The organism is Cytobacillus sp. FSL M8-0252 (genome assembly GCF_038007345.1).
Taxonomy (GTDB): domain Bacteria; phylum Bacillota; class Bacilli; order Bacillales; family Cytobacillaceae; genus Cytobacillus; species Cytobacillus kochii.
In genome coordinates, this window is sequence record NZ_JBBOWZ010000001.1 from 1,391,346 (window position 1) to 1,411,765 (window position 20,420).

14 protein-coding genes and 4 pseudogenes are annotated in these 20,420 nt (G+C 36.4%); 12 read left to right on the forward strand and 6 right to left on the reverse strand.

Annotation, left to right across the window (positions count from 1 at the left end; translation table 11 throughout):
• Positions 1-326 precede the first annotated feature (326 nt).
• The 4 genes and pseudogenes from MKX83_RS07215 to MKX83_RS07230 all read right to left on the reverse strand — a co-directional run bounded on the left by MKX83_RS07215 (position 327) and on the right by MKX83_RS07230 (position 6,802).
• A pseudogene (locus MKX83_RS07215) lies at positions 327-3,324 on the reverse strand (Tn3 family transposase).
• 223 nt (positions 3,325-3,547) lie between these two features.
• On the reverse strand, positions 3,548-4,381 hold the full coding sequence (gene lgt, locus MKX83_RS07220) for a prolipoprotein diacylglyceryl transferase (protein WP_251157329.1): 834 nt from the start codon (positions 4,379-4,381) through the stop codon (positions 3,548-3,550).
• 81 nt (positions 4,382-4,462) lie between these two features.
• Positions 4,463-5,548 (reverse strand): class II aldolase/adducin family protein, encoded by a 1,086-nt coding sequence (locus MKX83_RS07225; RefSeq protein WP_251157328.1) that lies wholly within the window; start codon positions 5,546-5,548, stop codon positions 4,463-4,465.
• Positions 5,549-5,579: 31 nt separating this feature from the next.
• Positions 5,580-6,802: pseudogene (locus tag MKX83_RS07230) on the reverse strand (zinc-dependent alcohol dehydrogenase).
• Between the two features lie 186 nt (positions 6,803-6,988).
• On the opposite strand from MKX83_RS07230, the gene MKX83_RS07235 reads away from it, so the two are divergent.
• Positions 6,989-7,849, forward strand: a complete 861-nt coding sequence (locus MKX83_RS07235) for a YegS/Rv2252/BmrU family lipid kinase (RefSeq protein WP_251157327.1) — start codon at positions 6,989-6,991, stop codon at positions 7,847-7,849.
• An 86-nt stretch (positions 7,850-7,935) separates the two neighbouring features.
• On the forward strand, positions 7,936-8,823 hold the full coding sequence (locus MKX83_RS07240; RefSeq protein ID WP_251157326.1) for a diacylglycerol/lipid kinase family protein: 888 nt from the start codon (positions 7,936-7,938) through the stop codon (positions 8,821-8,823).
• 249 nt (positions 8,824-9,072) lie between these two features.
• On the opposite strand, the gene MKX83_RS07245 is transcribed toward MKX83_RS07240, so the two are convergent.
• Positions 9,073-9,216, reverse strand: a complete 144-nt coding sequence (locus MKX83_RS07245; protein WP_251157325.1) for a hypothetical protein — start codon at positions 9,214-9,216, stop codon at positions 9,073-9,075.
• A gap of 1,066 nt (positions 9,217-10,282) precedes the next feature.
• Between MKX83_RS07245 and MKX83_RS07250 the strand changes: the two genes are divergently transcribed.
• The 10 genes and pseudogenes from MKX83_RS07250 (at position 10,283) to MKX83_RS07295 (ending at position 19,165) form a co-directional block, all read left to right on the forward strand.
• Complete coding sequence (locus MKX83_RS07250; RefSeq protein WP_251157324.1) at positions 10,283-11,800, forward strand: NADH dehydrogenase subunit 5; 1,518 nt, start codon at positions 10,283-10,285, stop codon at positions 11,798-11,800.
• 14 nt (positions 11,801-11,814) lie between these two features.
• Positions 11,815-14,439, forward strand: coding sequence for a DUF2309 domain-containing protein (locus MKX83_RS07255; RefSeq protein WP_341058591.1), 2,625 nt, complete (start codon positions 11,815-11,817; stop codon positions 14,437-14,439).
• Between the two features lie 73 nt (positions 14,440-14,512).
• Positions 14,513-15,035: pseudogene (locus MKX83_RS07260) on the forward strand (carbonic anhydrase); the annotation flags it as partial.
• A gap of 27 nt (positions 15,036-15,062) precedes the next feature.
• Complete coding sequence (locus MKX83_RS07265; RefSeq protein ID WP_251157382.1) at positions 15,063-15,914, forward strand: DUF6671 family protein; 852 nt, start codon at positions 15,063-15,065, stop codon at positions 15,912-15,914.
• Between the two features lie 134 nt (positions 15,915-16,048).
• Positions 16,049-16,339 carry a DUF6407 family protein gene (locus MKX83_RS07270; protein ID WP_251157376.1) on the forward strand — a complete coding sequence of 97 codons (291 nt, stop codon included), beginning with the start codon at positions 16,049-16,051 and terminating at the stop codon, positions 16,337-16,339.
• A 173-nt stretch (positions 16,340-16,512) separates the two neighbouring features.
• Complete coding sequence (locus MKX83_RS07275) at positions 16,513-16,881, forward strand: DUF2294 domain-containing protein (protein WP_251157375.1); 369 nt, start codon at positions 16,513-16,515, stop codon at positions 16,879-16,881.
• A gap of 236 nt (positions 16,882-17,117) precedes the next feature.
• Positions 17,118-17,396 (forward strand): hypothetical protein, encoded by a 279-nt coding sequence (locus MKX83_RS07280; protein WP_341054811.1) that lies wholly within the window; start codon positions 17,118-17,120, stop codon positions 17,394-17,396.
• A 395-nt stretch (positions 17,397-17,791) separates the two neighbouring features.
• Positions 17,792-17,917, forward strand: a complete 126-nt coding sequence (locus MKX83_RS07285; RefSeq protein WP_285855299.1) for an FbpB family small basic protein — start codon at positions 17,792-17,794, stop codon at positions 17,915-17,917.
• Positions 17,918-18,011: 94 nt separating this feature from the next.
• On the forward strand, positions 18,012-18,272 hold the full coding sequence (locus tag MKX83_RS07290) for a sporulation protein (protein ID WP_232233841.1): 261 nt from the start codon (positions 18,012-18,014) through the stop codon (positions 18,270-18,272).
• Between the two features lie 123 nt (positions 18,273-18,395).
• Positions 18,396-19,165, forward strand: a pseudogene (locus MKX83_RS07295) (TerC family protein).
• 655 nt (positions 19,166-19,820) lie between these two features.
• Here MKX83_RS07295 and MKX83_RS07300 read toward each other — a convergent pair.
• A complete protein-coding gene (locus MKX83_RS07300) occupies positions 19,821-20,408 on the reverse strand; it encodes a hypothetical protein (protein WP_251157373.1) in 588 nt (195 codons plus the stop codon).
• Between the last annotated feature and the right edge of the window lie 12 nt (positions 20,409-20,420).

Consider the following 20,420-nt stretch of genomic DNA (forward strand, 5'->3'; position numbering starts at 1 on the left):
GTAAGGCAAGTCCTTATCGGTTAATAAGGTTCTCGTAAGACTAATAGAGGTTCACCTCCCATGGGAGGCACCGACTTATTGAAACGGAAGAATTGAGGCACATTAAGTGCCGAGGATTAATGGAATTGGATTAGTTGGGGCGCCGTATGCGATGAAAGTCGCACGTACGGTGCTAACAGGGGGAAAAGGGAGCGATAATTTCAAACCCTTACCTACCTGTATAGGAAGGAGTGCGCTCTTTTCACGTATATGTATTCATAGCAAAAACCCAGCTAATGTCCTGTCAAGGGATTAGCTGGGTTTGTTACTAATCGAAATAATGAAAATTACGAGACTTTCAACTTAATAGGTATTCGCTGATCCATATCGAGTTCAAAAGTTCCGTATGGATTCACATGATGATAAAATAAAGGTGTTAATCCTCTAAAATCTTCTGGAGTCATTTTCTTCAACCAATATTGGTTGTTGTCATAAAGAACCTCTTGTACCATTAAGGTATTCATATAGACTAAGCAATTTTGCAGCAATTGAAGTGATAAAGCAGACACCTCTTGATCTTCTATAGAATTGGAACGAATCTCACTGTTTTTCCCATAGAAAATATAAGTATTCACTGAGTTCCATTGTTCCACTGTATTTAATCCTTCATGAATCTCCCTTCGAATCTCTTCATAGTGTAAATAATCACATAAAAAGATCGTTTTAATCGCTTTTCCTAATTCACATAAAGCCTGATAGGTTGGATGTTTCGTATCCCTTGTAAATCGCTTTAATATGGATTCGGCAGAAGCAGTACCTAACCGTAGAGCAGTTGCAAACTTAATGATTTGTTCATACTGTTGCCGAATAAGATCCCAGTTAATCGGTCTACTTAAAACCTGTTGCAGGTGAGGATATTCCTCATTCATGCCGGCTTCTGGACGATATAGCTTTTGAGATCCAATATTTTTAAACCGTGGCATCAGTTTAAAACCAAGTAGATGACAAAAAGCAAATGCAACGACACTTTGTCCGTGTGTATCGACATAATTTCTGTCAACCTCCATGTCCGTACAGTGACGAAGAACCCCTTCCATCATTGCTGCCACTTCCGAAGAAAGGCAGGACTTAAGCTGAGAATAGATACAAGCTGATTTTCGATCTGTATGCCAATAGATCATGACTCCATGCTTCTTATAACGAGGATGCCATTCTGAAAGCAAGTTCTGATCAAAAGAGCCAAAATGTTTTGAATCGGAAGCACATGCAGTGGTAGCTTCTCCCCATACCTCTTTCAGTCGATTGTAGATGATATGGTTGGTAACCTCGGCGTTGGCTTTTCGCAAATGATCCTTATGAATAAATTTTTGGCGTATATATCGAAGTTCTCGATAACTATCTAGATGGTTTCCAGCAGAAACTGTTTTCAAACCTGTATTCGTTCCTAATCCAAATAAACTTAGAAGAAGCCTTCGTTGGACGGTTTCTCGATCTAAAATCTCTCGATTGGCGGTGGTTTTAAAGTGTTTGGTAAACTCCGTATGAAAATCTGTTTCTTTTAGTAAATCCAATAGGTTAATGTCGGTCCAACGGTTCTTAATCTCCTGTTTAAGCATCGTCACATGTGGAGGTTCTGGTTGCTTTTCGAGTGGAGTGACTCTAATCCATCCTTTATTATTTCTGGTAGTAATGGCTACTTTTTCGTTACTATGATCTCCTAGCCCTTGATTCAATAAATGGAGTTTATCTTTCATCAACTGTATAATATCTTCAATAAAAGGCTCTACATCAAGTGGTGCTTTCAGTGCTTGAAAATATTCTTCCTTGTTCTCTTCAAAATCTTGAGGGAGATCTTCATCTGGGTTTCGATATCGATCAGCACCCTCAATCCAAATTTCTTTACACCGAAGTCGAGTGCGAAGCGATTGGATCACTGCAATTTCATAATTGATTCGATTTACTCTTTCTATCCCTTTGCTGTCTGTCTCGACAATAACATCTTTCCATTTCGGCTGAATTACACCTTCAATGGGAACTTCATCTCCAGCAGCAAAATAACGCTGCCCACTTTCTCCATACTCTCGTATGAGTTGGATAGCCTCAATAATTGGCTGATGAAATTGATTATTTGACCGAAAAGTAAGGTTGTTTAAAATCTTCGAAAGAGACTTCCGATAATGCCCTTGGTAAGAAGAATGCATTTTCGTATAGATTTTTTCTTTGTACTCCCGGTTATTTTTCGTCAAGTCCTTAATAATATCTCGAATCATATCAGAGCTAACAATAGGGAATAGAGTAACTTGAATGACCCCATCTGGGTGATCTACGGTTGCTTTTAATAAATTGACAATATGTTTATTTTTCCCTTGGACTTTTTCTAATTCTTCTACTGCTTCTTTTCGAGTTGTGTTCTTGGCTTTATTTCCGAATTTAAGCGTAATTTCATCCAATAAATCAGCTAAATAATCAATGACTTCCTCATGACGATGCGAAAATAAAATGGCAAGAAGGGTATAGCGAATGGGTGCAGGATGTGCGCTCAATTCCGTTACGGTTTCTGTAGCTGCACGAAGTCGATATTTCTTCCCTAATTTCGGAGTCAAATGATGAAATAATCTTGGAGGAATGTGTAGGTGCCGAATAGCTAACAATTTTTTAACTTCCATTTCCATAGTACTTACACTTGGTTTGCTAGGAGAAGATAAAAGTTGCCGAAAAGTTAAAATATCTGATTCCTTTTCCTTATGAAACCCTTCTTCAAAACCTTCTGCTGTTTCTTCATCAGTGAAAGATTCCAGTAACGCATCTAATCTCGAACAAGTCCTAGGAGATAGCTGCTGATAGATCGATTGATATAAATTCTTTTCAAAAGTGTCAATGGTGGAATCGATCATACGCTTTAAACTTCCATCTGAAAGGAGGTTCGACTTGCCACTTGCGAAACAGACTGTTTGCCTGACTTTTTAAATAGTCGATATCATGTGTAAACTGAACTTGTTCGTTTAACCACTCTATCAATAGTTCGTTATCTTTTGCCGTAAGCTCTCTAAAACCGAAGAATTCTCGAATTTGTTTTCGATGATAAGTAAAGTTTCTTTCACCCGCGCCCCAACGATATTCCTCAAAGAGCGCTGAAGATAATCCTAATTGCTGCGCTATAAATTCAACTACCACTTTGGGTATATCTTGTTTCTTAGAAGGAAATCTAGCCTCTTGTTGAAAGTACTTTAATAATATTGCAAATCCTAAACGACTTGCCCCTGTTTTATTACCAATTAGCTTTCTTTCAATGGGTAGTACTACAAAATGTTCTAGAAGCTCATCTTCATTCCAATTTCGTTTCATAAATATCCTTCCCCTAACTTTAGAATAATCACTATTTTGAGTGTAATCTATTGATTAGAGGATGAAAACAATACTTTGCGGTCTAGAGCAGCTACCCTGTCACTAGGCCAATAAGTAACAGGGATTATTAAAAGATACGAATAAATATTTGGTTACCCAGCTTAGGCAGATGCCTATTGGAATGTATTTCTGAACAATATGAGTCAACAACCTATCTATCATATCAATCCCTCATTTCTATCACGCCATTATCTAAATAGCGGATATCTGCATATCCTTTTTTTCGGCGGTACCAGATTATCAGGATCGACACAAAGATTAATACGACGGAAATGACTTGCGCCATCCGAAAATATTCGGTAAGCATTAAGCTATCCGTTCTCATTCCTTCGATAAAGAAACGCCCGAACGAGTAGTAGATGATGTATGTCAAAAACAACTCACCACGCCTTAAATTTGCACGTCGGAGGGACATCAACACGATAAATCCGCCAAAATTCCAAAGAGACTCATATAAAAACGTAGGATGATAATACGTTCCTTCTATGTACATCTGGTTTATGATAAAATCGGGCAAATATAGATTTTCGAGAAATTCCCGCGGTACGGGTCCCCCATGGGCTTCCTGATTGATAAAATTTCCCCAGCGTCCAATTGCCTGAGCCAGAATCAGGCTTGGTGCAAAAATGTCAGTAAGTTTCCAGAACGAAATTTTTCGTACCTTCGCAAACACTATTATCGTCAATACTGCACCGATTAGTACACCGTGCATGGCTAGTCCGCCTTCCCAGATAGCAATAATTTTATTGGGATGTACGGAATAATATTCCCATTTAAAAATCACGTAATATGCGCGTGCAAATAGGATAGAAATCGGAAGCGCAAAAATGACAAGATCAACAAAGGTATCTTTTGGCAAAAAACGTCGCTCGCTTTCACGCGTGGCGAGCCAGAGGCCAATTAAGGCCCCAGACATGATAATTGCACCGTACCAGTATATTTGGAACGGACCGAGAGTGATCGCAACCCTGTCGATAGGTTCAATCGTAGTTTCCATATTCTCACTCCTCACACTGTAAAAGTCACTAAGCATAAGATTCCCTTCAATATTTATATGTTAACTCTAAATCACACCTTTTTATGCACTTGGCACCTGGGACATAACTTGTCCTTCAATACGTTTAAAGATGTCATCTAAATCACGACCTGTAATTGTTAGACCATGATTCTTAAGTCCAATGATTGCCCTAGATGGATCATCGGCATTTCGTACTAAATCTGCTACAGTTTTCGCCAATTGAATCGTACCGCAAGGGTAGTTAATTTCCGTTGCTGGTACACCATCCATCCATGCATGAATATGAACAATTGCCCCCACTTTTGAATGCTCTTTATAAATCATCCAATGTTCAATTGCATCAACCGACGCTCTTTTTGGAGAAATACGAGGAGGAACACTTATTTCCATCGCATTTTTTTTGGAATTAAACCCATTGATATATAAAATATCTTGGCCAATTACTCGCATATTAGCTTTGTTGACACCGCTAGCACTCATCCAAAAGCTTTTATCATCGTGTCGGCTGCTTAGATTCCCATAGCTAAGACCACCTATACTGTATAATTTTTTTAACTGACGCATATCACGAGATGACAAATATTTATCAAGTGGAAAGGGTGCAGGTAATAAATTCATTTCATCTAATTTTTTGCCTGATACGTACATTTTTTGTGTGATATCGTTAACATGCCATAAATCTTGATCCAAATCATCCACAAAATGATTGTCAATCACTAATTGAGCCGATGCGACCGGTTCTAATCTTTCATAAATTTTTTGGAAAAAGTCTTTTTCTTCACTTTGATAACTTAATTTGTAAAATCCTTGTTCAGGAGTAATAAAATAAACATCTGTTTTTTCCTTATTATTCACAATGAAAATTAAATGGTTCGCTAAAGATCTAATTAGATATGGATAAGCAGCTTCAAATATATTTTCCGGTTCTTCATTTTTCTCTAGTATCGATACGACAAAAGTCGCTTGTGCCTTTCTACGAAACGGACGTGGTTTTTCTTGTTCGATCACATTAAATACAATCCTAATATTTTCAACTGGTTCTTCATAAAACTCGTATCCTTCAGTTGAAAATTTTTCCTTTAATCCTTCCGTATACCATGTGAGAAAAGGAGTTTTTTCGCCACCTGTTATTGTAAAGTTCTTCATTTTTGTCTTCCTCCTAACTTCTATCAAATTGTTACGGTTCAAAAACCACTTTGCTTGCTGCACGATTTTTCTTATTTGAAGCAGTACCAAGAGCATTTCGGTAATCTTCTATTGGAAATCTGTGCGTAACCAATGGTGATAGATCGACTTTTCCAGTACGCATTAATTCAATCGCTATTCAAACGTTCGTGTGCTTTTTCCTTGAAACACCTCCGTACTATAAGCAAAGCTTCCTTTGACATCTAACTCATTTAGCCAAACTGTCGTCCAATCAATTCCGTCCATTATGCCGGCTAGACCTAACAGAACAACTTTTCCACCGTTGTTAGAGAATCGAAGTGCATCATTGATACTCTGTTTTTTTCCAACACATTCAAAGACAATATCTGCACCTCCTTGAATTACTTGAGGACCAAAAAATGGTTTTAATACCTGCCCTTTAAGAATTCTTGTTAGGTCATCTACATAAGTATGTTTTCTAAGCTGGATTATATTGTTAGCCCCATAATTGGACGCCAACTCAGCTTGAAATTGATGTTTCACCAATGTAACAATTCTGCACGGGATTTCCAGTGCTCGAATAGCCGCAATGACACATATCCCAATCACTCCTCCTCCTATGACCAATACAGTGTCATTTTTACTTGGTGGATTTCTTAGAACACTATGTAAAGCGCAGCTAAAAGGCTCTACCATCACGCCGTTTAAATCATTCACAGCTGCTGGGAGTTTAAATGCTTGACTTTTGTGAGCCACTATAAACGAACTCCATCCCCCACCTGTGTCACGACAAGCTCCTATTAACAAACCTGGTGAAAGGTCTCCTTCAGTTTTATATGCGCACAAACTAAAATTACCCTTAAGGCAGGCGGGACAAGGATGTTCTATACCTCTTGATACACACGACAAAATAGGGTCTATAACAACTCGATCTCCGCTATTTAAATCAGTAACTTGTGAACCTACTTCCTCAATTTCTCCTACGATTTCATGACCGATTGTGAATGGGAACGAAACAAATGGTGAAGTAGCAGGACTATCATTTAAAAAAAGAAGATTAAGATCACTGCCACAAATACCGCCATATTTCACCTTTACTTTAACCCAGTTTTCATTCGGGAGCTCCGGCTCCGATTGTTCATGAAATCGTAAACAGGATAGCCGAGCATTCCAATAAACAGAAGGAATAAATCCTCCGATTATTTTACTGAATATATAGTGGGGTATTCTATAATCGAATTGCAAAACTTTCAACACATATCACCTAGTTTCTTCAACAATTTCATATAATAATTTTCCCCGACAATTTCCTTACTATTCATTTTTTTGATAAATATGGAAAGTATTTTCCTGAAAAAAGAAACTATTTTGAAGTGAGAAAGAGAAAAATAGTTTTATGGTTATAATATTTAAGGTCTTATGAATCGGAGGAATTTGACTATGAATACAATAAACAAACAGGCATTAATGGTTTATAACCCGTTTTCTGGAAAAAAGGGATCTCATAAAGCCTTTCCGATGCTACTACAAAAACTTTCTGAAATGGGGTATCGATTAACGATTCATCCCATTAAAAAAGCATGCCAAAACAGATGGGATGCGATTTTTATTGCCGGAGGAGACGGCATTGTGAACCAATCGCTCCAATTTTTAGCGGCAGAAGAATATAGGCCCACTGTAGGGGTATTTCCATTTGGAACGAGTAATGAATTTGCAAAATATATAGGTATGTATTGCAATATACAAGCTCTTTCAATTATTGAAAGAGGTAATACAAAACAAATTGACATTGGAAAATTTGGAAACCTATACTTTGCCAACATTGCAGCAGCTGGTTGGTTGTCGGATATTACCTATAAAACTTCTCCTTTCCTTAAATCGTGTTTTGGTGAATGGGCCTATTGCATTCCTTTTCTTAAAACATTTTTTTTGACAAAACAATCAAATACTATTTCAGTTGATGTTTCCACAAATGAAGTAATTTCTGAACTCTCTTTATTTTTAATCATGAATGGAGACTCCGTTGGTCCTTTTGAACGTCTTATCAAGAATTCAACACATAATGATGGTTATTTTCATCTTCTCACTTGTAAAAAAACCAATCGATTACAGTTGTTTTTTTCATTACTTGCAAATATGCTCGACATTCCTGATAAACCATCAATAATACATCATACTAAAATAAAATCTGGTTACTTTACGATTTCAGAGGACATCGCGCTCAATCTTGATGGCGAAAAGGCTGATCTAAAAAGCCTGCATTTTAACGTATTGCCCCAGCATCTTCATGTTTTTAGTTAACTTCATATTAAGAACGCCTTATGATGCTTGTATATTTACAAGTAAAATTGGCTATATTGTTAAAAACTTATAAATAGGTGAGATATTTGTATTGTTTTATTGTTAATAAAGTTTCGGGTAATGGCAGAGCACTAAAAATATGGTGTAAAATTGAAAAAAAACTTCAAGAAAAAAACGTTTATTACTGTGTTCATTTTACACAAAAACCAAAACACGCCACTTTATTAGTACAAGAACTTATCAGCAAGAAAAAAGTAACTGTAATTGTTGCGGTAGGTGGCGATGGAACTATCCATGAAGTGATTAATGGATTAGTCGGTACGAATATACCTTTAGGAGTTATTCCTGCTGGCTCAGGAAATGATTTTTCAAGAGGACTAGGTATACCTTTAAAACATGATAAAGCGTTAGAACGTATATTAAGTGGGAAACCAAAAATCATCGATATCGGATTTGTAAATTCCACATACTTTTGTACAGTAGCAGGAATAGGATTTGATGGGGAAGTAGCTCATGTGACGAATGCTTCAATATATAAGAAATTACTTAATTTAATACGGATGGGTCATATTTCATATATCATTAGTGCAATTAAGGTGTTATTCCAATACAAACGAACGGATATTTCTATATTGATTGATAAAAAGCTATACAAGTTTCAAAAGGTGTGGCTAATTGCCGTAGCTAATCTACCTTTTTACGGTGGAGGACTTGTTATTTGCCCAAAGGCTAAAAGCAATGATGGTTTATTTGATATATGTATTGTTCAAGGAATGTCCAAGTGGGAATTTTTAAGTATATTTCCATTAGTTTTTAAAGGAAATCATACATCCTCTCCTTCTATTAAGATAATTAAAGGAAAAGAGCTTGAAATTTATTCCCCAATTCCACTGATGATTCATGGGGATGGGGAAGTGATTGGCCAAACTCCTGCCCGAATTAGAATTCAACCATGTGCATTATATGTTATTTGAGAAACAATTAACAAAACGACGAAGAACCCTCAATTTCATAGTTTTGATGAAGTAAGGGTTCTCATGATTTAAACACAGATTATTTTTTTCATTTCTTCTAAAGCCTCTTCATAATCAAATTCAACTAATGCCACAAACATTTTGTTTATTTCTCCAATGATACTTTTTATGATTTCAATCATGATTTGAATGAAAAACTTCCTTTCTTAACTTGTATTGAATTACAATGATTAATCTTTTAATAATTAGTTACTGATTATTTTCATTGTTTTGTTCTTCAGAAGGTTCTTCAGTTGGATCTGGTTCATCTTCATCAACGCCATTACATCCAAATAGAAATCCTAGGGATAAAACAGAAGATATTAGTACAAGTAAGTATTTTTTTCTTTTCAAAGTTAATTTCTCCCTTCAAGAAATATATTATTTTCTCAGTATCAACCTAATCAAAAAAAATATTCCCTTTTTAAGGTAAAATCAACAATGATGTTAAGAATTTGTAGGGTATTCCCGGAATGATTAGAAAAGAGAAGGATTTAAGTTTAAATTTTCCAAAATTGAAAAAGCTCTTCAGCAAATTCTAGAGAAAAAAGTTCATTTCATACGGTGGAACATCATAATTCCATAATCGGGAGATCGTTCTCCATTTAAAGGGCTCATTTGTTGAAAAGATATAAAAGGAACATACATATTAGTCAAGCTAATATATATGTTCCTTTATTTGTGTTATTACGCAAAATAAGTATTAAAAAAAGCGCAAAATAAATATAAAAGTTATAGGGGGGATTTACTATCTTCAATGGAAAGTTCCATAAACGTCCATTTTCGGTACTTTTCAGGGATACTAAATTGGATAAATATGTTATGATAGGAAAGAGATTGTGAAGGAATGTATTAAGCTAAAACGATAGTTATCAAATATGTTGTTTATAAAAGAGGAAATTGATACTTCATTTATGGGGGCTTTCTTGTTGACAATTTTTAAAATTTGGCATATCTTATACTTAACTTAATAATCGGCAGATGTTTATTTTCGCCTTTTTAAATAATTTGGCCATTAGCATTCTTTTAATATTTAATATTTAATATTGACTGGTTGAAAAAGTATCCTAATAAAAAAAGGAAGAGTAACGTAAATCGATTTATTTCATAATCAAGGGACTAAATTAAAGTTATACCGATGTTTTCTTTAGAAGGAAGTTAAAACATAGTAATATAACCTATAAAAAGGTAGCTCTTCAAAAAACTTCGCTGAAGTTAGTTGAAGTGAAGCCGACAATTTTCAAGATTCAATGATTTAATATCATCATTGAAGTTTTGAAGTTGTCGGTTTTTTTTATTGAAAAACAACATTTAACCAATAAAAGAAGAAAATAAAATTGTATGAAATTCTAGAAAAATATCACCTTAATTAAAAGGATTTTTTGTACGTTAACATCATTTAAAAAAGGGAGAATTTGAAATGTTAGATTCGCTGAGTTTGTCATCATTGTTAACATTATTTTTTATTATGCTTATTGCTTCTGGGCTAAGTGGACTATTGTTTTTACATCCACGAGTACCCTTGAGTTTTGTTCGCATTCATATTGGTATCGTGGCATTACCGCCTTTGGTTTCCTTAGTGGCTCTTGTTAATAGTAGTGAGAATGGAAATCTTGGTCCTTGGTACCTAGATTCCTTAGCTTGGTTAATGGCTTTCTTTGTTCTTACAATTGGTTTAATCATTCAGCGTTTTTCTGTACGTTACTTAATGGGGGATCGTTCTTATCGAAAATATTTTGCGCTTTTTACTTTCACTACAGGTGCTGCTTCAATTGCATGGTTAAGTGGTGATCTCCGCTTGATGGTTATATTTTGGGGAGCAACTCTCGTCGGTTTAACCTTACTTATAAGGTTAAACAGTGCTTGGAAAATAACTAGTCAAGTAGCCAAGGTTTCTGGTCGATTATTTATGTTAAGTTGGTTTTCTCTGTTATTCGCGATGATTTGGCTTTTTCAAGTCACAGGTCAATGGCAGTTATCATTAGCTCTAACAAATGATAGTTTAGCTCAACTTGAATCATGGGAGAGAACAGGGATTAATTTATTGATTATATTAGCAGTGATAATTCCTGCGGCCCAATGGCCTTTCCAAAGGTGGTTAATTGAGTCTGTTGTTGCTCCTACTCCTGTTTCTGCGATTATGCACGCAGGTTTAGTAAATGCAGGTGGGATTATGCTAACTCGATTTTCACCTCTTTTTAATGGTGATATAGCTTCGATTATGTTACTTATTCTTGCAAGCATTTCTGTATTGATTGGATCTGGAATTAGTTTAGTCCAGGTTGACTATAAACGTCAGTTAGTAGGCTCAACGATTGGACAAATGGGGTTTATGCTCATTCAGTGTGCATTAGGTGCTTATATAGCAGCCATTATTCATCTTATCTTACATGGTTTGTTCAAAGCTACGCTGTTTTTACAGGCTGGTTCGGCAGTACGTCGTTTCGAAGTATCGACTCGCGTTAATGAAAAGTCATCCTATTTATGGATCATGGCTGGTCGGATTTTAGCCTTAGTTGTAGGGGTTGCTTTTTGGCTCATGGCTCCTGGAGAGGGGTATCAATTGATTAGTGCGCTAATCTTAGGGTGGTCATTGTCCGTTTCTTGGACACAGCTCGTAGCTTTTGGAGAGGGGAGAATTGGTCGAATTGCTGGCTTATCATTTTTAGGAGGAGCAGCCATCGTTTATTTTATCATTCATAACCTCTTCTATGAGTGGTTGCATACAACCGTTTTTCAAAGTGTTCAACCTCCAATTTCAGTTGTCATCATTGTCGTATGTCTCTTACTATTTGGTAGTGCTTTAGGTACGTGGGTTGTTCGTAATCGTTCATCTGTTTTCTTCGCAGTACTCTATCTTTGGTTAGTGCGATTAGGTGAAGCAAAACCAAAGTCAGTAGAGAGTCATCCAAACTACCTTAAACAATACTTATCATAAGGAGGTCATCAGTGATGGGTGTAACATCCGTATTAACGAAAGAAAATGCAAAAAAGAAAGATACAGATATTGATTTTCAAGAAAGTGATATTAACGTTTTAATTGAATCTGCTAGCCGAGTGATTGCACCACTTTGGCCTATTTCTACATTTGCAGCACGTAATCCATGGATGGGACTTGAAAAGCAATCTTTTGACCAGGTTGCAGCTTGGTTAAAAAATACTCGTGATGTTGATATATACCCTAGTGCGTCTATGATCCATTCGGCAAAGAGTAAAGGTGAGATTGATGAAGCTTTTGTGAAAATGGGGCTACAGCGTTGGCTTGATTCACATTCCTTTAATATCCCACGGGACGTGGCAGAGCGATTTTGCCATGCTGCACTAAAATTAGTTCCATTACCTTCTAACCTTTTATCATCACGCAAGCTGGAGAAATTGGTAGGTAAATTTAGTGGACTGAATACGGATAATATCGAGAATTTTCCAATGCAACCAATAAGTTCGCATGTAGAGAATAAAGATGGTGACAGGTTAGTTAATATTCTTGATCATCATGTCATCAAGTGGTGTAAATTATATCTTGATGACTCTCAGGCAGGTTGGACAATGCCAAATCGTGAGGAAGGTTTCTATCGTGCCTGGCAGCGTCTCATTCAATATGATCCGGCACTTAGTAAAAAGCAACGCGAAAGTTTAAAAGGTTGGCCACAAGAGGCACATATGGCTTTAAAAGAAGCGTTATTCGTACTAGAAATACCTGAATCAGAGATACAGACTTATCTTGAAGGTCATTTACTTTCCTTACCTGGGTGGGCAGGGATGATGCTTTGGCGCTCCCGACAATCGAGCCATGAACATGCACTCCTAACAGAATATTTAGCAGTTCGAATTTCTATGGAATTGGCGCTTATAAAGCCTTACTTACCTTTGACCAATCAACGATCTGGGAAAAGAGTTTCGATTACTCCCCTTATAGCATCTTGGATCCATTGGGGGGACCTTACAATCGAGGAATGGTCACAGATGTCAGCCGCTGAACAAAACGAATATTTATCATTTGCCTACAGCTTTGATGAGAAGCTTCGCAGGAAACTTTGGTTAGAAGCTTGGGAACAAACACACACGGATCGATTAGGTCAGAAGATATTCTCTAAACAACGTGAGACAAACGATAAAAAATCAGCATTAGCTCAATTTGCATTCTGCATTGATGTACGATCAGAACCTTTTCGTCGTCAACTTGAAAAAGAAGGTCCGTTTGAAACGATTGGAATTGCCGGTTTCTTTGGCTTACCAATAGCAACAAGTGAACTCGGGAGTAATCACAGCCATTCTTCCTTGCCAGTTATACTAAAGCCTCGACACAAAATAAAAGAGTCTGCAAATGAAAATGAACTCAAATCATATCAACAACGTAAGCAGGCAGTTAATTCCTTAAGCTATACATTTAAAATGATGAAACAGAATGTACTTTCGAGCTTACTTTTACCTGAGCTAAGTGGACCTTGGCTTAGTCTACAAATGGTAGCACGTAGTTTTGTGCCAAGAGGAGCAGATCGTTTTATTCGTAACCTTTGTGAGACTTGGTTACGCAAACCTAATATAACGCTCTCGCTTAATCATGTTCATAATACAGAAGCAGAGATACCTGTTGGTTTTTCTGAAGAAGAAAAAGTGAATTATGCGCGCCAAGCTCTGAAAATGATGGGGTTAACAAAAAATTTCGCACCATTAGTCGTAATATGTGGTCATGGTAGTAAAAGTACCAACAATCCCTATGCCGCTGCTCTCGACTGTGGTGCCTGCGGTGGGGCGGCAGGTGGATTCAATGCTGGGGTTTTAGCTGCTTTATGCAACCTTCCTGAGGTAAGAGAAGAGCTTTCTTCTGAAGGAATTAAAATCCCTGAGGACACCGTTTTCGTGGCTGCTGAGCATAAAACAACGGTGGATGAATTACACTGGATTTATGTTCCTGAGCTTTCCGAAGCTGCACAAGAAGCATTTGATCGTATCGAAGCTATTATGCCGAAAGTGAGCCATAAAGCAAATGCAGAGCGTCTAGCCCTATTACCGAATTTCCAATCGAAACTTAAAAATCCAAAGGCTGAGGCACACCGATTTGCGGAAGATTGGAGTGAGATACGTCCGGAATGGGGATTAGCTCGTAATGCAGCTTTTATTATCGGCCAACGTGAACTAACTCAGGATTGTGACTTGGAAGGTAGAGCCTTCCTTCATAATTATGATTGGAAGCAGGATGAAGGTGGTGATCTCCTAGCTAATATTATTGCAGGACCAGGAACGGTGGCCCAATGGATCAATCTACAATATTACGCTTCAACGGTAGCGCCTCATTATTATGGTAGTGGAAATAAAGTTACTCAAACCGTTACAGCAGGTCTCGGTGTTATGCAGGGGAATGCAAGTGACTTGTTAGCCGGACTACCTTGGCAATCCGTCATGCAATCAGATCACGAGGCTTATCATTCTCCTCTTCGTTTGCTGATTGTCATCCAAGCACCTAGCGAATATGTAGAACGGTTATTAAATAATGATTCAGTATTTCGAGAAAAAGTTCAAAATGGATGGGTTCGACTTGCTAGTGTTGATCCAGATGGACGCTGGGAAAATTGGTAACTGCTAAAATAAACATTTATATAATGATTTTTTACTCAATCAAAAAATTAAAAAAATAGGAAAGGTGTATTAAATGAATTTAGATAAAAATAAAAAAGCACTATTTTTAACGGACATTGAAAATGGGTTGGAGCCTATTTTACAAGAAGTGACTAATATACGAGCAGAAAACATGCTGACTATACAAAGCTATGATACCTTAATCTCACATCCTTATGGAGATATAATGAGGTCTGTTATCATTGCTATTTATCAGGAAAATGTTGAGGAGATTTTTGTTGTAGGAACAAATGATAAGAGGACTGACACAGTTAATGTACTAACTCAACTTGAATCAATGAAAGACAAAATACAAACATTGGATTATCTTTTTCAAAATTGCAGGCCTGAATTTTCAGGTGATACGGTCGATGAATGGCTAAATGGAAAAGAAAATGGTAGTGGCAATATCGAAAAAAGTGTTGATATCATTCGTCATCATCCATTAGTGCCGTCATATGTTAAAGTTCGAGGTTTAGTAGTTAATAATAAGGATGGAAAATCCTCAATTGTGGAGGTTCCTACTAATAAAACAGCGTCAAACCTTACCTGATCATCTGAAATGGAAGGGGGAGTTAACTTCTATGCACCCATACATGGGGAAAAAGGCAGTTTTATCTACAATGCATGGGAAACAGCAGGCAATTGTCCAACCTTTTAAAAAATTCTTAAATGTTTCTATACAAGTCCCTAATAAGATCAATACAGACATGTTAGGAACCTTTTCTGGAGAGATAGAGCGAGAGCTTACGCCCTTAGAAACTCTCCGGAAAAAAGCAAGAATGGGAATGGAGGAACTTGGTCTCCCTCTTGGAATAGCTAGTGAAGGCAGTTTTGGACCACATCGTTATCTTCCTTGGGTTGCAGAGGATCATGAGATTCTTTTATGGATTGATGAAGAGCGAGGAATAGAGGTTATAGAGCATGAGGTAAGCGGTGAGACTAATTTTGATGCAAAAACAATTTCTACATTTAATGATCTTAAAGATTTCTTAGATAAGGTACATTTCCCTTCCCATGCCTTAGTGGTTAGACCAAATTCAGGTTTCATTCAAGGTTTTACTTTTAAGGGATTAAAGAGAGCTTCTGAGGTAAAGGAAGCCATTGATCTTTGTACTTCTGCATCTGCAGATGGTTTAGTTTATGTTGAAACAGATATGCGAGCTCATAGAAACCCTACTCGGATGAAGGTAATCAATAAGTTGGCGGAAAAATTAGCTGTTCGATTGATGAACTTATGTCCAAATTGTTGTTGTCCAGGATGGGGAGTAATAGATGTGGTTCGTGGGTTACCTTGTGAAGCTTGTGGCCTTAGGACAAAACAAATTGCTCAAGAAGTTTATGGCTGTCCTAGTTGCAATTTTAAAAAAGAAGAACCCCGTCAAGATGGTGTTACAACATCATCTCCCACTTATTGTGATTGGTGTAATCCTTAAGAATCAGAAGCCAGGAGCTAGGAGCAATAAAGCTTTTAGCTTTTTATATAGTTTTTATATTAAGTGAATCAATTCTTTCTTATTAGAATTTAAATAATAGGGATAATGTTTTTCTTGGTTATAAGGAGAATTTAATGGACTCTAATTTAACTGATTTTGTAATTGAAACAATAGAAGATATTAGTATGTTTGATTATAAAGATTTAGAATGTATAAAAAGAGTTATTAGAAAAGCAATTGATGTTTATAATTTAAAATCTTATGAAGAACTTGAGGAAACTCAATCAGGTGTTATTAGATTTTTATATATACACTCTATGATGGAAGAAAACATTTTATCCAAAATTGTAGAGATCACAAGGAACAGTGAAATTGAATTGGATATTGAAGGTGTATATGAAGGTCATGTTATTAGAGATTATTAATTGATGGCTAGAATAATCAATTTTGTCAATATAGCATGTATTTTGGAAACTTTTGAATTCAGGATTGACGACAGGCGCTCAACTTTATTTTATAAGGATGAAAATCGTCATAAAGACTAAAAAAAGCATATGGAATAAACCAATTTTTTGGTTTGATAGGAGATGTAGTATATATGAAAATATCTAAAGGTTCTTATGAATCTGAGATAAGTAAGGCAATTACTCAATGGGAAAAGGATTTTCTTGGGCGTGGGTCTGTATCAGTTAAGACAGATATATTAAGGGATATGATTATTGTAAATCTAAAAGGTATTTTAACACCAGCTGAATATACCGTTTGTGAAACAAAAGAGGGAATGTTAACTATAAAGAAAACTCGTTCGGAATTAGTTGAATCAGGTATAGAAGATCTTAAGGGTATTATATTAACTATAACGGGAGAAGAAGTGAAAAGTTTTCATACTGATATAAGCTCTCGTACAGGTGAACGTGTGATGGTATTTAAATTATTTAATGATCTTGAGAAAAATCTTTTTATGTAAAAAAATAAAGGGATGTCACCTTGAGAATTATAATATTTTTGTAAACAGTACTATATCATAATGTCTACGATAACCATTGTAGAGGGTTGGTTAGACCGTATTGGCAATCGAAAGAGTAATGATACAACAGGAATTTCACCACAAGAACGTTGGTCTGAAGAGAACTAGGTCCGTTACCAAAGCTTGATTATGATACTAGCTACCCAGTTTATCGTAAAACACATTTTGATAGTACTTTGTCTTATAAAGGACATAAATGGCTACTACCTAAAGAATACGCTGTAAAGGAAATCCTGGTAAAAGAATCGCTATCTGGCGTAATGCGTTTTTATTGTCAAGGGGAAGAAATTACGGCTATACAAATATCCGAATCCGTTATTTCGTTAGCAGACCAATTAAAAAAGAAACAGAGTGCCGTGGTTGCCGCCCCGCATTCTGTTCCCACAATACCGGTAAACACTCGTTCTCTCAATGACGACCTTGTGAATGGCCCTTTTGTGGAACAAGGAAGCTAAAGAGCGATACATATTATTCATATTTATATGCATTCCCCTCAATTTTTAATGACTTTTTACGATTTAGGTCTTAATAATAGAATATAATAGTTTTATTGAAGTTCTTAGCTAGATAAAAGTTATAGTAATCCTTAGAACTAAAAAGTGAGAAAGAATGGTTGACTTAATATTTAAACTAAAGCTATACATTAATACTATATCCTTTTTAAAAGGGGAGTAGCTTTTACACCAAAGTCGTCATTTCGGAGATTTCTAATCTCTCGGCTTTGTTGGCAGCGAATTCGTTGTTAGCAAGACCTGTGCCTATTGGTAAAGGTCTTTTTGTTTTTCCAGATCTGAGTTGCATGAATAGGACTTTTTGATATCAAACTATAGAAAGAATGGTGAGAAGGATTATGAAAAGAAAAGTATCCTTTGTGGAGTTGGTCAAAAAAAATAAAGAGGATCTCTTGAAAGATAAAAAGCAGGTTGCAAAAATAGAGGAACGGCTCGATGCAAGACATGTAATGCCCAAAAAATAAGTGGCTAAAGATCCCGAAATAAAAACAGGAAGACATTCATGATTCTGAGAAATATAGGGCACTATTAGGAATAGGATCAACACAGATCGATCTTATACTTGAAAAGGAAACATATAGGGCAGGTGAGCAGGTAAAGGGATATTTCTTGATTAAAGGTGGAACTATATTACAACAACTGAAACGGATCGATTGTGATTTGGTCCTAATGGATAGGGAGGAGAAAAACGAAGAAATCGTTGATTCTGTTACTATTTTAACAACCAAGTGTATTCAGGCAGATGCTATCTTTTCCGGCTACCGAACTCTACCCGAGTATCGACAGCCACATTATCTTATCGATTTAAAACAAGACTAGCTTTCAAAAAAAGTCTAGAAAGCTTGGATCAGGATGCTATTCGGATCACTGAGGATATTAGAAATAATGACACAGCTAGAACTATTTTTAGACATAGAACTATTTAATAGGAGGAAAATTTAATTGGAACTTTCAATTTTATTAGAATATGGATGGGTATTGCTATTATTAATCGCCATCGAAGGCTTGTAGCAGCGGATAATGCGCTTGTACTGGCCATAATGGTAAAGCATCTTCCTGAGGACGAAAGAAAAAAAGCACTTTTCTATGGACTAGTAGGTGCCTTCGTTTTCCGCCTTGGTTCATTATTCATCATTTCTTTCCTTGTCGATGTTTGGCAGGTACAGGCTATAGGTGCTTTATACCTGTTATTCATCGCAATCAATCATATTTTGAGGAAACTCGTCATTAAAAATAAAGATGTGAATAAGGCAAAAAAGGAAGAAAAGAAATCCGGTTTTTGGGGAACAGTTTTTAAAGTAGAATTGGCAGATATTGCTTTTGCTGTTGACTCAATTTTGGCTGCTGTTGCGCTGGCTATGACCCTTCCGAACACAAATATTCCGAACATTGGGGGTATAGATGGTGGTAAGTTCCTCGTCATTTTTGCCGGTGGATTAATCGGTTTAATTATCATGCGTTTCGCTGCTAACTACTTTGTGAAATTGCTTCATGCAAAGCCAGGTCTTGAAATTGCCGCTTTTGCGATTGTCGGCTGGGTTGGTGTAAAACTTGCCATCTTTACATTAGGACATCCAGATGTCGGAATTATTTCATATGAATTTGCACATTCAACAGAATGGAAGCTCATCTTCTATACTGTTTTGATTGGGATTGCCGCAGCTGGCTGGTTTCTGACTAAAAAAACGGACGAAAAACAGCCTTCGGAATAACTTAGATTTTTAAAATACGAGATTTTTGAGGAAAGAGCCGGAAGGAGATTCAGATAAACCGGTTCTTTTTTTTGCATAACGCTTTGTTATTGATGGGGTACAACCGAGATACTTGTAAAAATGAGTCACAGCATGGTTTTTATTTCCACTTTTTAAACATAAGGGATTACCGGACATGCCCATCAGTTAACACCGATGAATTCTTAGGGTAGAGCTGTTTCCGCAAGACAACATTCACCACTACTAAATAAAGGTATGCCGAATTCCCTGAAATAGGGAAATATTTTAACGCTTTGTTACTTTCTTGTGACACATGGTACACTGATAGACAGTCACCCAATATATAAAAAACTGTCTTTTTCTCATAACGGTGGGATTTTTTCTCTTTTTTCTGTAGGATGGTAAACAGGCGAAGCACCTGTTGTTTACATAACACTGAATTATTAGCAAACAAAGAATCCTTAGATTTCATAGAATCTAAGGATTCTTTGTTTATAAGAGTATACTCATAATGAACAAAAACATTTTAAATCAATAACTGCAAATAAAGCCGAATCTCCCTTAGTGTAGGGGAATTCGGCTTAGGGTTTCTTATCTTTAAATAAAATCCCCAGCGCTAAGCGCCAGGGTACGTAGCTAATCTTTGAGTGCTGTCTTAAATATACTCAAGCCAAACTTTGAATAATTGATAAAGTGCTTCTTTACTAGTATTGCCATCAATTGCATCAAGAGTTAAATTGTAAACTACAGTTCTCGGGTTTAGTTCCATATCAGATTTGAACCCTACTAACACTGGGCTGTTAACATATTCTAATGATTTAGGTTTTGTAATGTACCCCCATTTTAAATTTTTTTCGAAATGTTTTATTAATGTTTCTGCAAAATAAATTGCTATATCCATTGCTAATGTAGTGCTAGCCACACTCAACCTTTTGTTGTTTCTTCTTACTTCATCTTTAAGCCAATCAGGAATATTTTGTAATTCATCATCTATCTCTTCTTTAGTCTTTAAGGTGGTTTTAATATTAGGCAAGAACCATTCCCATAAAATAATTAATGACTTAGGGGATAAATCTAGGTATTTCTTTTCTCCGCCCCCAGTAGCACCAAATAAATCAATCAATAGATTTATTCGATTAGGCACTTCTGAAACATACCATTCAAAGTGTTTCTTCGCTTCTTTGGCTGACATTTTCCCAAAAGGTTTTACCTCAAAAGGCGGATCCATTAAAGGGTAGTCCAACTTTCTTCACTC

Bases quoted from the DNA above. Each gene is read 5' to 3' on its own strand.
- MKX83_RS07265 (WP_251157382.1), top strand. From the start codon at position 15,063: ATGCACCCATACATGGGGAAAAAGGCAGTTTTATCTACAATGCATGGG.
- MKX83_RS07255 (WP_341058591.1), top strand. From the start codon at position 11,815: ATGGGTGTAACATCCGTATTAACGAAAGAAAATGCAAAAAAGAAAGAT.
- MKX83_RS07270 (WP_251157376.1), top strand. From the start codon at position 16,049: ATGGACTCTAATTTAACTGATTTTGTAATTGAAACAATAGAAGATATT.
- MKX83_RS07250 (WP_251157324.1), top strand. From the start codon at position 10,283: ATGTTAGATTCGCTGAGTTTGTCATCATTGTTAACATTATTTTTTATT.
- MKX83_RS07275 (WP_251157375.1), top strand. From the start codon at position 16,513: ATGAAAATATCTAAAGGTTCTTATGAATCTGAGATAAGTAAGGCAATT.
- MKX83_RS07225 (WP_251157328.1), bottom strand. From the start codon at position 5,548: ATGAAGAACTTTACAATAACAGGTGGCGAAAAAACTCCTTTTCTCACA.
- lgt (WP_251157329.1), bottom strand. From the start codon at position 4,381: ATGGAAACTACGATTGAACCTATCGACAGGGTTGCGATCACTCTCGGT.
- MKX83_RS07235 (WP_251157327.1), top strand. From the start codon at position 6,989: ATGAATACAATAAACAAACAGGCATTAATGGTTTATAACCCGTTTTCT.
- MKX83_RS07285 (WP_285855299.1), top strand. From the start codon at position 17,792: ATGAAAAGAAAAGTATCCTTTGTGGAGTTGGTCAAAAAAAATAAAGAG.